The 12,582-nt window shown below is 71.7% G+C and carries 14 protein-coding genes; 10 read left to right on the plus strand and 4 right to left on the minus strand.

Features of this window, described 5'->3' with window-relative positions; translation table 11 throughout:
• Positions 1-22: 22 nt before the first annotated feature.
• On the minus strand, positions 23-1,063 hold the full coding sequence (cobC, locus tag ACWIGI_RS05370) for an Rv2231c family pyridoxal phosphate-dependent protein CobC (protein WP_454201121.1): 1,041 nt from the start codon (positions 1,061-1,063) through the stop codon (positions 23-25).
• A gap of 43 nt (positions 1,064-1,106) precedes the next feature.
• Here cobC and ACWIGI_RS05375 point away from each other — a divergent pair, with 43 nt between their 5' ends.
• Both ACWIGI_RS05375 and ACWIGI_RS05380 read left to right on the plus strand, forming a co-directional pair.
• Positions 1,107-1,592 carry a low molecular weight protein-tyrosine-phosphatase gene (locus ACWIGI_RS05375; protein ID WP_454201122.1) on the plus strand — a complete coding sequence of 162 codons (486 nt, stop codon included), beginning with the start codon at positions 1,107-1,109 and terminating at the stop codon, positions 1,590-1,592.
• The gene (locus tag ACWIGI_RS05380) at positions 1,589-2,497 is read left to right on the plus strand and encodes an SURF1 family cytochrome oxidase biogenesis protein (RefSeq protein WP_454201123.1); all 909 of its coding nucleotides are present in this window, start codon (positions 1,589-1,591) and stop codon (positions 2,495-2,497) included. The genes ACWIGI_RS05375 and ACWIGI_RS05380 overlap by 4 nt, the downstream gene beginning before the upstream one ends.
• Before the next feature lie 205 nt (positions 2,498-2,702).
• Here the strand turns inward: ACWIGI_RS05380 and ACWIGI_RS05385 are convergent, their stop codons facing one another.
• Positions 2,703-3,032: a hypothetical protein gene (locus ACWIGI_RS05385; RefSeq protein WP_454201124.1), complete on the minus strand. Its 330-nt coding sequence runs from the start codon at positions 3,030-3,032 to the stop codon at positions 2,703-2,705.
• Between the two features lie 118 nt (positions 3,033-3,150).
• On the opposite strand from ACWIGI_RS05385, the gene ACWIGI_RS05390 reads away from it, so the two are divergent.
• Together ACWIGI_RS05390 and sigJ are read left to right on the plus strand one after the other, a co-directional pair.
• Positions 3,151-4,113 (plus strand): cobalamin biosynthesis protein, encoded by a 963-nt coding sequence (locus ACWIGI_RS05390; RefSeq protein WP_454201442.1) that lies wholly within the window; start codon positions 3,151-3,153, stop codon positions 4,111-4,113.
• A 270-nt stretch (positions 4,114-4,383) separates the two neighbouring features.
• Complete coding sequence (gene sigJ, locus ACWIGI_RS05395) at positions 4,384-5,340, plus strand: RNA polymerase sigma factor SigJ (protein ID WP_454201125.1); 957 nt, start codon at positions 4,384-4,386, stop codon at positions 5,338-5,340.
• Positions 5,341-5,459: 119 nt separating this feature from the next.
• On the opposite strand, the gene ald is transcribed toward sigJ, so the two are convergent.
• Positions 5,460-6,569, minus strand: a complete 1,110-nt coding sequence (ald, locus tag ACWIGI_RS05400) for an alanine dehydrogenase (RefSeq protein ID WP_454201126.1) — start codon at positions 6,567-6,569, stop codon at positions 5,460-5,462.
• 235 nt (positions 6,570-6,804) lie between these two features.
• Positions 6,805-7,581 (minus strand): MBL fold metallo-hydrolase, encoded by a 777-nt coding sequence (locus tag ACWIGI_RS05405; RefSeq protein ID WP_454201127.1) that lies wholly within the window; start codon positions 7,579-7,581, stop codon positions 6,805-6,807.
• An 85-nt stretch (positions 7,582-7,666) separates the two neighbouring features.
• On the opposite strand from ACWIGI_RS05405, the gene ACWIGI_RS05410 reads away from it, so the two are divergent.
• The 6 genes from ACWIGI_RS05410 (at position 7,667) to ACWIGI_RS05435 (ending at position 12,525) form a co-directional block, all read left to right on the plus strand.
• A complete protein-coding gene (locus ACWIGI_RS05410) occupies positions 7,667-8,635 on the plus strand; it encodes a GlxA family transcriptional regulator (protein ID WP_454201128.1) in 969 nt (322 codons plus the stop codon).
• 64 nt (positions 8,636-8,699) lie between these two features.
• Entirely contained in the window at positions 8,700-9,215 is a 516-nt protein-coding gene (locus ACWIGI_RS05415) for a gamma carbonic anhydrase family protein (RefSeq protein WP_454201129.1), read from the plus strand.
• 162 nt (positions 9,216-9,377) lie between these two features.
• Positions 9,378-9,530 carry a hypothetical protein gene (locus ACWIGI_RS05420; RefSeq protein ID WP_454201130.1) on the plus strand — a complete coding sequence of 51 codons (153 nt, stop codon included), beginning with the start codon at positions 9,378-9,380 and terminating at the stop codon, positions 9,528-9,530.
• Positions 9,531-9,636: 106 nt separating this feature from the next.
• Positions 9,637-10,278, plus strand: coding sequence for a TetR/AcrR family transcriptional regulator (locus ACWIGI_RS05425; RefSeq protein WP_454201131.1), 642 nt, complete (start codon positions 9,637-9,639; stop codon positions 10,276-10,278).
• Positions 10,279-10,348: 70 nt separating this feature from the next.
• Positions 10,349-11,059, plus strand: a complete 711-nt coding sequence (locus tag ACWIGI_RS05430) for a SanA/YdcF family protein (RefSeq protein ID WP_454201132.1) — start codon at positions 10,349-10,351, stop codon at positions 11,057-11,059.
• A 161-nt stretch (positions 11,060-11,220) separates the two neighbouring features.
• Positions 11,221-12,525 carry a hypothetical protein gene (locus tag ACWIGI_RS05435; RefSeq protein ID WP_454201133.1) on the plus strand — a complete coding sequence of 435 codons (1,305 nt, stop codon included), beginning with the start codon at positions 11,221-11,223 and terminating at the stop codon, positions 12,523-12,525.
• Positions 12,526-12,582 lie beyond the last annotated feature (57 nt).

A 12,582-nucleotide genomic window follows, 5' to 3' on the forward strand; every position in this document is an offset into this window, starting at 1 on the left:
ACCTCCTCCGCCACAGTCACTCTCACAGTCCGACCTGCTGGACGGCCGCGACGAGCGCGTCGACCTCCGCGGCGGGGCGCACCGCCAGCCGCAGGAATCCCGTTTCCAATCCAGGGAAGGTATCACCGCGGCGCACCGCGATTCCCTTGTCCGCGAGCTGCTTTCGCAGCAGTTCGGCGTCGGGGACACGAATGAGCAGGAACGGCCCGGTCGCGGGCTCGTGCACCTCGATGCCGAGTGCGCGCAGGCGCGGGATCATGGCGGCGCGGTCGGCGGCGATGGCGTGGGCCCGGCGCTGTGACTCGGCGACCGCGGCGGGGGTGCTCGTGGCGGCGATGGCCTCCAACTGCAGTGTGCCCAGCGGCCAGTGCGGGCGGCCGTGACTCAGCCGGGCCAGCAGGGCGGGATCGCCGAGCAGGTAGCCGCAGCGCAGGCCGGCCAGCGCCCAGGTCTTGGTGAGGCTGCGCAGCACCAGCACGTCGGGGGCGCGCAGACCGGAGAGGGATTCGGGTTCACCGGGGATCGCGTCCGCGAAGGCCTCGTCGACGACCACGATCCGGCCGGGGCGGCGCAGGGCCAGCAGGGCGCCGGCCGGGTGCAGGACCGAGGTGGGATTGGTGGGGTTGCCGATCACCACGAGATCCGCGGACTCCGGAACCAGCGCGGGGTCGAGGTCGTACGGCGGTTCGAGCACCACGCGCTCGACGGGGACGCCTGCCTCGCGCAGCGCGAGCTCGGGTTCGGTGAAGGACGGGTGGATGACAGCGGCCGTGTGCGCGCCGAGCCGGGGCAGCAGCGCGAACCCCTCGGCCGCGCCCGCGAGCAACAGCACCTCCTCGGGACGGCGGTCGTGCCGGGCGGCCACCACGCGCCGCGCGGCGAGTTCCTCCCCCGCGCCCGGGTACCTGCCGAGTTCGCCCAGGCGTGCCGCGAGCCGCGCCCGCAACCAGTCCGGCGGGGCGCTGCCCTGCACGTTGACCGCGAAGTCCACCATGCCCGCGTGTACCTCGGCATCGCCGTGATGCCGCAATCTCGAATAGTCCACACCGCTGGTCTCCGGCACAGCGAACACCCTACGTGGCCGGGCTCGAGGGCTACCGGACACAATGGCTGTCGTGGGCGAGCTGCATGTGTCGATGATCTGCACGGGCAATATCTGCCGGTCGCCGATGGCCGAGAAGATCTTCGCCGCGCACCTCGAGCGCGCGGGACTCGGCGATCGGGTCCGGGTCAGCAGTGCCGGAACCGGGAGCTGGCACGTCGGTGACGACGCCGACTACCGGACCACGGACGAACTGCGGGCGCACGGCTACCCGGTCGGGCACGTGGCCGCGGTGATCGGCGCGGACCATCTGGACGCGGACCTGCTGATCGCCCTGGACACCGGGCACGAGCGGGCTCTGGCTCATCTCGGAGTGCCGGCCGAGCGGCGGCGGCTGCTGCGCAGCTTCGACCCCGGCGCGGACGGGCCCGATGTGCCCGACCCGTACTACGGCGACCGCTCGGATTTCGAACTCGTGCGCGAGCAGATCGAGGCGGCCGTGCCCGGGCTGCTGGACTGGGTGCGCGCGCAGCTGGGTGCGGACGTATGAGTACCTCGAAGGCCGCGGGGCTACGCCGGCTGACCTTCCTGCTCCGGCCCAGCTGGCTGATTCTCGCGGTGGTGGTGGCGGGGTTCGCCTACCTGTGCTTCACCGTGCTCGCGCCCTGGCAGCTCGGCAAGAACACCTCGACCGCCGAACGCAATCAGCGCATCGAGGATTCGGTCGACGCCGCGCCGGTCGATGTGCGCGGCATGCTCGACGGCACCGGGACGGACACCGAGTGGCGCCGGGTCACCGCGACCGGAACCTACGTGCCCGAGTCCACGGTGCTGGTCCGCCTGCGCCACCTGTCCTCGGCACCCGCGTTCGCCGTGCTGACGCCGTTCCGCCTCGACGACGGCCGCACCCTGCTGATCGATCGCGGCCTGATCGCGGCCGTCGACGGCACGCGCGCGCCCCGGGTGCCCGAGCCACCCGCCGGTGCACAGACCCTCGAGGCCCGGGTCCGCGCCTCCGAAGGGGTCCCCGCCGACAAGCCGCCCATGACCGAAGACGGCTACCGCCAGGTCTATTCGATCGACACGACCCAGCTCTCGGCCTTCCTGAACCTGCCCCTGACGACGGTCCCCACGACCGGCCGCCCCGGCTACCTCCAACTCGACGAGGGCCAGCCGGGCGTCTTCACCCCCGTGGCCCTCCCCCAGCTGGAAGACGGCCCCTACCTCTCGTACGGCCTGCAGTGGCTCGCCTTCGGCGTGATGGCTCCCCTCGGCCTCGGCTACTTCGTGTACGCCGAGATGCGCGCCCGCCGCCGCGAACGCGGCGAATCCGCCCCGGCGGCAACGACACCCACCTCCGCCCCGGCCACCGAGCCCACCGCACCGGCCGCTTCGCCCAAACCCCAGACGAACGAGGCTCGCCTCGCCGACCGCTACGGCGGCACCCGCAACTGACCGAGCTGCGATGCCGGACCGTCGAATTCGCGACGGTAGGACAGGTCGCGGTGCTGCTTACGCGCGGCCACGCTGTGTGAGTGGGATGTCGATCCTGAAGCCGACGGGCCGGGTCAGACCGGCACCAATCGGCGACCTGGCGGCGGCACCGCGACGACCTCCGCGACCACCGGGCTGTACGTAATGCCCCTGGATCGTGATCGGTTCAGCGGTAGATGTCGTAGTTCTGCCGGATCTTCTCCAGCAGGTCGTCGATCTCCGCGGAGAACGTGCAGTCGTTGATCGGGCTGCCCATGCCGCCACCGAACGGGTTTCGGATGTCGGCGAGTACCCGCTTGCGCTCGTCCAGGGGACCGTCCCGCTCGAGCACCGCTTCGAGTGCGCTCAGCGCTGGACCGAAGTAGCGCAGCAGACCGTCCTCGCAATAGCCCCCTGACCGTGCCCGCAACGCGGCGACGGTCGCGGTCAGGTCGGCGAGCAGCCGGCGCTCGCGGGCACGCTCCCGCGGTCCGGGAGAAGGAAGTTCATCGGCCACGCCATCACCGTGGCACACGGGCGGGGTCGACGCGCGGGGAGCGCCGTTGGCTCCGACGCGCGTGCGGGGGTGGTGCGAGGGTGGTGGTGTGGGGGTCGATTAGCCTCGGCGGGTGCGTATGGGGTGTGCCGTTGCGGCTGGGATCGTGGTCGGGTTCGGCTTGGACCGTGGGTTCGGGGACCCGCGGCGGGGGCACCCGGTGGCGGGGTTCGGGAACGTCGCCGCCAGGTTGGAGGGCGTGACCTACCGGGATCGGCGGTGGGCGGGGGTCGTGCACGAACTGGTTCTGGTGGGCGGGGCCGCCGGGATCGGAGCGGGGGCGCGGCGGGTGATCGGGGGGCCACGCGGACGCGACGGCGCCGGGGGCGCACGCGCCCTCGGGCAGGTGCTGGTCACCGCGGCTGCCACATGGACCGTGCTGGGCGGGACGACCTTGGCGAAGACCGGGCGAGAGATGGCGGACCTGCTCGAGGGCGGGGACATCGAGGGGGCTCGGGCGCTGCTGCCGTCACTGTGCGGGCGGGATCCGGAACTGTTGGACGCGGACGGGCTGGCTCGGGCCGCGCTCGAATCCATCGCGGAGAACACCTCCGACGCGACCGTCGCACCGCTGTTCTGGGGTGCGGTCGCGGGGGCGCCGGGGCTACTGGGGTACCGCGCGATCAACACGCTCGACGCGATGGTCGGATACCGCAACGAGCGGTACTCGCGGTTCGGGTGGGCGGCCGCGCGCACCGACGACGTGGCCAACCTCGGGGCGGCCCGGGTGGCGGGACTGCTGACCGTGGCGCTCGCGCCGGTGATCGGCGGGCGGCCGCGCGACGCGTGGCGCGCCTGGCGGCGGGACGCGAGCAAGCATCCGAGCCCCAATGCCGGTGTCGCCGAGGCGAGTATGGCGGGGGCGCTGGGTGTTCAGCTGGGCGGGCGGACCGAATACCGGCACGGGATCGAGATGCGGCCGACCCTCGGCGACGGGCCCGCGCCGCGCGTGCCCGACCTGCGCCGGGCCGTCCGCCTGTCCGAGGCGGTGCAGGTCGCCGCCGTCGCGGTGGCGGCGGCGGTCGCCCTCGCACGCCACTGACGCGAATCGGCGCGCCCGGTCGCGAAGCAGCGACGTCGGGACAGTCGCCCGGCGCCCGGATGCCTGGCTTCCGCGGCCGGTCCGGGTCGTCCCGGCGGCGCTGCGACGACCGGGCCGGACGTGGATGCCACTGGAATCGCGGCCGGTGCGATACCGCCGCGGGTGCCCCGACCCGGACATCTCCGACGGAATGTCACAGTGGTCCGAGCTGTTTCGTCCATGCGGTAGAGGCTCGCCGGGGCGGCGGGTGCGAACGAAGGGTGAGCGGTGATGAGTGGCGACGAACGACGGGGTGGACCGGACGCGGCCGAGCTGGGCAGGCAGTTCGAGGAGCACCGGGCGTACCTGCGGCGCGTCGCGTACAGCACGCTGGGCAGCCTGAGCGACGCCGACGACGTGGTGCAGGACGCGTGGCTGCGGCTGCAGCGGTACTACGAGACCAGCCCGGAAGGCGCGGAGATCGAGAACCTGCGCGCCTGGCTGACCACCGTCACCGGACGGCTCGCACTCGACCACCTCGGTTCGGCGCGCGCCCGGCGCGAACAGTACGTCGGGGAATGGCTGCCCGAACCCGAGGTCACCAACTGGGACGATCCGGCCGACCGCGTCTCGCAGGACGAGCGGGTCACCACCGCGCTGCTGGTGGTCCTGGAGTCGCTGTCCCCGGCAGAGCGCACCGCGTTCGTACTCCAGGACGTGTTCGGCATGACCGGGCCCGAGGTCGCCGAGGTGGTGGGCCGCACCCCGGCGGCCGTGCGCCAATTGGCCTCGCGCGCCCGCAAACACGTGGAATCGGGCACCCCGCGTTTCCCGGCGAGCCCAGAGGAACAGGAGAAGGTGGTCTCCGCGTTCGCCGTCGCCTGGCGCTCGGGCGATCTCAGTGCCCTACTGGGCGTACTGGATTCGAACGTCACCTTCACCGCCGACGGCGGCGGCAAGGTGCTGGCCTTCCTCGATCCGCTGCGTGGCGCGGACACGGTGGCCCAGGCATTCCTGTCGTTCCTGGGGCAATCGCGGCGGACCGGCGGCGCGTGGGGACGTTCGGTTCTGGTCAACGGCCGCCCCGGCCTGGTGGTGTTCGACGGCAAGAACACCGGCGTGTTCGCCTTCACCATCGACAACGGCCGCATCACCAACATCGACGTGGTCCGCAACCCCGACAAGCTGCACAACCTGCCGCTCGACGGCGAACCTGATTGGCCGCTGGGCGAATCCGCGCCCGAATAGGTCGGGCCGAAACGCACCCACGCCTGAGGGCCGGGACGTATCGCGCGTCCCGGCCACCCGCGCCTCGGACCGCCGGATCGCGGCCGTTACCCACCCCGTGGCTCGGCGCGGCCGTGCGCCTACGACGCCGCGCCCGCCACGGTGTGCAACCCGTGCGCGGCGGCCACCTCCGGGGAGTACAGCTGCCCCGCGTCGGCCGTGAGCCCCTGCGCCAGACCGGGATCCGCGTCGCACGCCGCCCGCCAGCCGCGATCGGCGATGGCCCGCGCGTAGGGCAGCGTCACGTTGGTCAGCGCCACCGTGGACGTGTGCGGCACCGCGCCCGGCATGTTCGCCACGCAGTAGAACACCGACTCCGCCACCCGGAAGGTGGGTTCGGCGTGCGTGGTCGGATGCGAACTCTGGAAGCACCCGCCCTGATCGATCGCGATGTCGACCAGCACCGATCCGGGCCGCATGCCCGCGACCATGCTGTCCGGCACCAGTTTCGGCGCCCGAGCGCCCGGCACCAGCACCGAGCCGATGACGAGATCGGCGGCCAGCACGGCCTTCTCGACCTCGGCCGCGTTCGAGCCGATGGTGCTCACCCGCCCGCCGAACCGCGCGTCGAGTTCGCGCAGGCGCGCGATGTTGGTGTCCAGCACCGTGACCCGCGCACCCATGCCGACCGCGACCGCCGCGGCGTTGCTGCCGGCCACCCCGCCGCCGAGCACCACCACGTCGGCGGGCCGCGCCCCGGGCACCCCGCCCAGCAGCACGCCCTCCCCGCCGTGCGGTGACATCAGGTGATAGGCCCCGACCTGCGTGCCCAGCTTGCCCGCGACCTCGCTCATGGGCGCGAGCAGCGGCAGCGAACCGTCCGGGCCCCGCACCGTCTCGTAGGCGATGGCGGTGATCCCGGAGCGCAGAATCGCCTCGGTGCATTCGCGGGAGGCCGCCAGGTGCAGGTAGGTGAACAGCACCTGGCCGGACCGCATGCGCGAATACTCCTGCGCGATGGGCTCTTTGACCTTCAGCACGAGTTCGGCGGCGTCCCAGACCGCGTCGGGCCCGTCCGCGATCCGCGCGCCGGCGGTGAGATAGTCCGCGTCCGCGAATCCCGAGCCGTCGCCGGCCCCGGCCTCGATGAAGACCTCGTGCCCGGATCGCGCCAATTCCCCGGCGCCGGCCGGGGTCAAGGCGATCCGATCCTCCTGCTGTTTGACCTCCCGTGGAACACCAATCCTCATACCGCCATCGTGGCCCACCCGCTCGGTCTCCGCCACCATCGCCACGACCGAACTCACCGGTAGGCAATCGATCAGCAATCCGGCTGTGCGGCGCGCTGATCGACACGCGGACGAGCGAGTCGCGACCACGACGACTCGCGTCTGTTCACCACTACCTCGAGCAGCGAACCGTATAGGGCACGCCACCCGGCACCGGCCACTCGGCCGGAACCGCGCCCATACATCAGCGTTCCGGCTATCCAGCGGTTACGGTCAGCGCGACCCCCGGCACCGGAATCCGCAGCCGGTCCGCGAGTCCCGCGTACTCGAAGTTCCGCCCCAGGTACTCCAGGGTCTCGGAGAAGTGCGCCCAGCCTTCCCCGTGCACCGGCACGATGACCGCCCCCGGCAGCTCCCGCGCGGCCCGCACGGCGCTGCGGCCGTTGAGCGTCACATCGCTGTCGCCGAACCGATCCACGTTCGCCGCACCCACATTGAGCACGGCCAGATCGATCCGCCCGATGCGCTCGGCGATCTCGGCCACCAGCTCCACCGAGGCGTTGTCCCCGGAGATGTAGACCGTCGGCTGCCCGTCCGCACTCAGCACGAACCCGGTGACCATGCCCGAGAGCGCCTCCGCGCCCTCGGGACCGTGCAGCGCGGGCACCCCGGTGACGGTGACCTCGCCGACCCGCACCGACTCCCAGTTCGCCAGCCCCCGAACGTTTTCCAGGCGTCCGGCCGCGTCGGTGGTGGAGAACACGCGCTGGGCGGTGCCGAGGAACTCCCGGCCGGAGGTGTCGAGATTGTCGGCGTGCTGGTCGTGCGAGAGCAGCACCGCGTCGACGTGCCCGATGTCCGCGGCCGAGACCGCGGGCCCGGTCAGTTTGTGCAGGGTCAGCGGCCCGGGGTAGCTGCCGGGCGCGTCGAACGTGGGATCGGTCAGCCAGGTCAGGTTGCCGTAGCGCAGGCGCACCGTGGGCCCGCCGACATGCAGGATCTCGATGGTGGCGGGGGCGATCGTGTTCGTCATGGGATCAGCTTGCGCCCGCGGCCGCCCGCACGACAGTGGCCCGTGAGCCACTGATCGCTCATATCGGGCCAGTTAGAATCGGGGCATGCGTTCGGTGGCCGTCCTCGCGTTCGATCGGATCAGTCCGTTCCACCTCTCGGTGCCGAGCCTGGTGTTCGGCCGAGCGGGGCTGAGCACCACCACCGAATCGCCCTACACCGTGCGGGTGTGCGCCGAGCGCCCCGGAATCCTGTCCACCCCGGCGGGATTCGACATCATCGCGCACCACGGCCTGGAGGCCGTCGCGGACGCCGACACCGTCGTGATCCCGAGTTGGCAACGCCGGCAACCGCTTTCCGATCCCCTGCGCGAGGCCCTGCACGCCGCCCACGAGCGTGGCGCGCGCGTCGTCGGGCTCTGCCTCGGTTCCTGGGCGGTGGCCGCGAGCGGACTGGCCGACGGCCGCGAGGTCACCACGCACTGGTCCGCCGCCGCCGAACTGGCCCGCGCGTTCCCGGCGGTCCGGGTCCGCGCCGACACCCTGTGGTCCGATCACGGCGACCTCATCACCTCCGCGGGGGTGGCCGCCGCCCTGGACTGCTGCCTGCACATCGTGCGCGGGGATCACGGCAGTCGCGCCGCCACCGAACTCGCGCGCAGCCTGGTGCTGGCCCCGCATCGCAGCGGTTCACAGGCCCAGTACATACCGGTCGCGGTGCCCGACGCGCTCGACGACGATCCCATCGAGCACGCGATGGTCTGGGCCCGAACCCATCTCGGCTCCCCCGTCGATCTGGACACCTGGGCCCGCACCGCGCTCATGTCCCGTCGCACCTTCACCCGCCGTTTCCGCGAGCGCACCGGGTCCAGTCCGCAGCAGTGGCTGCTGCACCAGCGGGTGGACCGGGCCCGCCTGCTACTGGAATCCACCGACGACACCGTCGAGCGGATCGCCGCCGAGGCCGGGCTCGGCACCGCGGTCAATCTGCGGCACCACTTCCATCGCCTGCTCGGCACGGCGCCCGCGACCCACCGGACCCTGTTCCGGCGCACGGAGGTCCCGGCGCGCGCGTAGCCCCGGGGTCGCGCGGCGATCGCCCGCCCGTTGCCCGCGCCCGGGCTTTGTTAGGTTCTCGATCATGAGGATCAAGTTGGGCGAGCACGAGCCGAAGATCGACGAGACCGCGTGGGTCGCGCCGAATGCCACCGTGATCGGGCGGGTGACGCTGGCGGGCGAGGTCAGCGTCTGGTACTCGGCGGTCCTGCGCGGCGATCTGGAGGACATCACCGTCGGGGCGGGCACCAATATTCAGGACGGCTGCGTGCTGCACGCCGATCCCGGCTTCCCGCTGACCGTGGGCGCGGGGGTTTCGGTGGGCCACAACGCGATCCTGCACGGCTGCACCGTCGGGGACGACGTGCTGGTCGGCATGGGCGCGACGGTGCTCAACGGCGCGGTGATCGGCGCCGGCAGCCTGATCGCCGCCAATGCCCTGATCCCCGAGGGCGCGCAGATTCCGCCGGGCTCCCTGGTGGCGGGCGTGCCGGGCAAGGTGCGGCGCGAACTGGGCGAGGCCGAGGTGGAGCGCATCAAGCTCAATGCCGCTGTGTACCTGCACAACATGAGCCTGCACCGGGGCGGTCAAGAGGTGTGACTCGAGGGGGCATGTGAGAACTCCCACACTGAACAAGCGACCATATAACGCGCTGCTAGCATTCGTCGAAGCGTTCCCGGCGGCCCGGGGCTCCGCGGCCCTCGCCGGGATCGCGCACGGGCTAGCAGGAGGTTTCATACGGTGTCGTACGAGCAGAACAGTATGCACCGACGGCTGATCAGCGTGGCCGACATAGCGGCACAGCCGGGGGGCATCGAGGCGCTGCAGCGCCGCGTTCACGAATTGCGATCGAACGGCATAGATTTCGCCGCCAACGTCATCGAGCGGGAAATGGCCGCGCTCAACGTCCGGTAACTGGACAGTAGGTTCGCGCAGAGACCGGTACACCCGCGACCCGATGCGATAATGACGCCGCCGTCACCGCAATGTCGCGGATGCCAACCGATCGACTGGAGACTCGATGCCGTCCGTGCCAGCCATCCTGCAACGCATTCTGGAGAAGCCGCGCACCGAGGGTGAACAGTTACTCGAGAGCGCGCTCTCGGCATTCCTGGATTTCGGTATCAAGCGCACCAGCATGGGTGAGATCGCGCGGCGCGCGGGCATCAGCCCCGCCACGCTGTATCGGCGCTTCGAGTCCAAGAACGAGCTGGTCGAGGCGGTCGGGGTGCGCGAGGCGCAGCAGTTCGTCGCCGAGATCGACAAGCGGGTACTGGAGGTCGCCGACAACGGCGTTCCGGTCGACGAGCAGATGGTGGAGATCTTCGTCTCGTTCATCACCAACCTGGCGAACAATCAACTGCTGCAACGACTTCTGCGCACCGAACCCGACGCCATCCTGCCCAGGCTGACCACGGACGGCGGCGCGGTGCTCGCGGTCGGCCGGTCGTATCTGGCCGACAAGCTACGCGGGCTGCAGGCCTCGGGCAACGTGCCGGACTTCGACGCGGATCTGGTGGCCGAGGTCCTCGCGCGGCTGGGGCAGTCGCTGGTGCTGACCCCGGACGGGCTCATTCCGCTGAACGACGAACAGGCGGCGCGGGACTTCGCGCGGCGCACGATCCTGCCCATGATCGGCGTGCAGCCGGCGCCGCAGCCGTAGGGGTTCGGCCGCCGCGCGGTTACAAGCGAGCGCCAACCGTTTCCCGAGCAAGATCGGGCACACTCGGGCCATGAAGCTCCGTGACACACTGCGCGGCACCCGCACCCGGGCGCGAGCCCTGCTGCGGCCGCGCCGTATCGGCAAGATGTTCGTGGCCGCGCTGCTGGCGGTGCTGCTGGTGCTGCTGAGCTCGGTGCTGTGGATTCGCTTCACCACCCGGGATTTCCAGTACTCGGCCGCGACCGCGCCCGCCGCCGACGTCGCCATCGTCTTCGGCGCCGAGATGTACAGCACCCGCAAGCCCTCGCCGTATCTGGCCGCCCGGCTCGATCTGGGGCGGCAGCTGCTGGAATCGGGGAAGGTCCGGGCGCTGCTGCTGACCGGGGACAACGGGCACAACTCCTACAACGAGCCCGACAACATGCGGCAGTATCTACTCGATCGCGGCGTCCCCGCGAACAAGATCGCGCTGGACTACGCGGGGTTCAGCACCTTCGACTCGTGCGCCCGCGCGTACCGGATCTTCGGGGTGCGCTCGGCCATCGCGGTCACCCAGGATTTCAGCGTGCCGCGCACCATCGCCCTGTGCCGCTCGGTCGGGATCGACGCCGTCGCGGTCGGGGACGACACCCAGATACACAACGGCACGTACCGCAAGTGCTGGCTCCGCGATCAGCTCGCTGCCGTGAAGGCCATGTATTCCATTGCCGTGCAGCCGGATCCGAAGCTCCTCGGGCCGGAGGAGTCGTCGGTGCGCGAGGCGATGACGGCTACGCCCTGACACCCGGGCGCAACCACCCGGGCCCGCATGGTCGGCGAACGGATCGGCGGCGGCGAGCGGGGTGCCCGGGTTCGTGGCCGGCCGCGCACACGGCCCAGCCGCCGACCGCGCCGAACCGGATTCACGTGCGGCCCGCACGCCGCCGCCGGTAGCGTTCGGGAATGAGGTGGGAGGATCGACGCCGAGCCGCCATCGACGAACGGGCGGCCAACCGGCTCGCGATGGGGCTGGCCGCGCGGGTGGAGAACGCGGTGACGGCGTTGCAATCGGACGACCCCAACGGCCGGTGGGCAGGCTCCGACATGGCCGCGGCCGTCCTGATGGCCTGGCGTACGGCCGATCCCGAACTGCTGATCGGGCTCGCGCGCAACCTGGTCCGCACCCGGTACGAGGGCGGCACCGAGAGCGGGGCCCTGCTCGCGCTGGTCGACAGCGAGCCCGCCCCGGACTACACGCCCGTCATTCCGCTGCTGGTGACCGCGCTCGAGCGCGAGCGCACCTTCCCCGCCGCACTGCGCACCCTCGGCGGCCTCGGCCATCCCGGCGCGGCCGAGGCGTTGCGCGAGTGGCTGACCACCGAATGGCGCGCGGAGCGATTCGCGAGCCTGCCGGTGGAGTCGGTGCTCGCCCCGCTGGCCGAACTGCCGGATCCGCTGCACTGGGCCATGCGCGTCACCATGACCCGGACCTTCACCCACGACAGCCTGCTCACGGCCCTGTCGTCCTGGAAACCCGCCGCCGCGCCGTCGCGGATCGGGGCGAACATGCGGCTGGTCGGGGAGCTGCGCACGACCGGCGCTCGCACGGCGGTGGCCGCGCTCGGCGCGCTGGGCCCGCACGGGCCGCGCGCGGCCGCACCCGCCCTCGAACGCATCGCCCGCGGCCTCGACCGCCCGCCGCACCACTACACCGGCGACGCTCCCGTCCGCGAATACCGTTGGCTCGGTGTACAACAGGCCGCGTGGGCGCACTGGCGGCTGACCTCGGATCCCACCCTGGCCCGCGAGGTCCTCGGCGCCGCCCTGCGCTCCGGCCGTGCCGTCGACTACGGCAGACTCGCCGAATTGGGAACCCTGGCAGCCGATTTCGCCCCGGCGCTGCGTCCCCGCCTGACCTCGGACAACCGCTGGGAACGCATCAACGCGGCCGACGCCTGGTTCCACCTGACCCGCGATCCCGCCCCCGCCCTCCCCGAGGCGCTACGCGCCCTGGAACCCTTCACCTCGGGTTACACCGATCGCGAATCCCGTACGGCCCTGCGCCTGGTCACCGCGATCGGCGCCCCCGCCCACGCCGCGATCCCCCTGTTGTCCCCCGCGCTGACCTCGGACGAACGCCTCCTGGGCTTCGACGTCTCCCCCGCCACCCACGGCCGCCCGCGCGACGACACCCGGCTGTGCGCCGCGATCCGCGCGGCCCTGGCCGCGATCACCGCCACCCGGGACGAGCCGTCGCCCGCGCCGTGATCACCCGAATCCGACTCGGCACGAACGAGTTTCCCACCGATCGGGAATACGAACTCG

The organism is Nocardia sp. NPDC055321 (assembly GCF_053645575.1).

Excerpts from the sequence above, each read along its gene's own strand:
- ACWIGI_RS05375 (WP_454201122.1), top strand. The coding sequence starts at position 1,107 with ATGGCTGTCGTGGGCGAGCTGCATGTGTCGATGATCTGCACGGGCAAT.
- ACWIGI_RS05380 (WP_454201123.1), top strand. The coding sequence starts at position 1,589 with ATGAGTACCTCGAAGGCCGCGGGGCTACGCCGGCTGACCTTCCTGCTC.
- ACWIGI_RS05390 (WP_454201442.1), top strand. The coding sequence starts at position 3,151 with ATGGGGTGTGCCGTTGCGGCTGGGATCGTGGTCGGGTTCGGCTTGGAC.
- sigJ (WP_454201125.1), top strand. The coding sequence starts at position 4,384 with ATGAGTGGCGACGAACGACGGGGTGGACCGGACGCGGCCGAGCTGGGC.
- ald (WP_454201126.1), bottom strand. The coding sequence starts at position 6,569 with ATGAGGATTGGTGTTCCACGGGAGGTCAAACAGCAGGAGGATCGGATC.
- ACWIGI_RS05405 (WP_454201127.1), bottom strand. The coding sequence starts at position 7,581 with ATGACGAACACGATCGCCCCCGCCACCATCGAGATCCTGCATGTCGGC.
- ACWIGI_RS05410 (WP_454201128.1), top strand. The coding sequence starts at position 7,667 with ATGCGTTCGGTGGCCGTCCTCGCGTTCGATCGGATCAGTCCGTTCCAC.
- ACWIGI_RS05415 (WP_454201129.1), top strand. The coding sequence starts at position 8,700 with ATGAGGATCAAGTTGGGCGAGCACGAGCCGAAGATCGACGAGACCGCG.
- ACWIGI_RS05420 (WP_454201130.1), top strand. The coding sequence starts at position 9,378 with ATGCACCGACGGCTGATCAGCGTGGCCGACATAGCGGCACAGCCGGGG.
- ACWIGI_RS05425 (WP_454201131.1), top strand. The coding sequence starts at position 9,637 with ATGCCGTCCGTGCCAGCCATCCTGCAACGCATTCTGGAGAAGCCGCGC.
- ACWIGI_RS05430 (WP_454201132.1), top strand. The coding sequence starts at position 10,349 with ATGAAGCTCCGTGACACACTGCGCGGCACCCGCACCCGGGCGCGAGCC.
- ACWIGI_RS05435 (WP_454201133.1), top strand. The coding sequence starts at position 11,221 with ATGAGGTGGGAGGATCGACGCCGAGCCGCCATCGACGAACGGGCGGCC.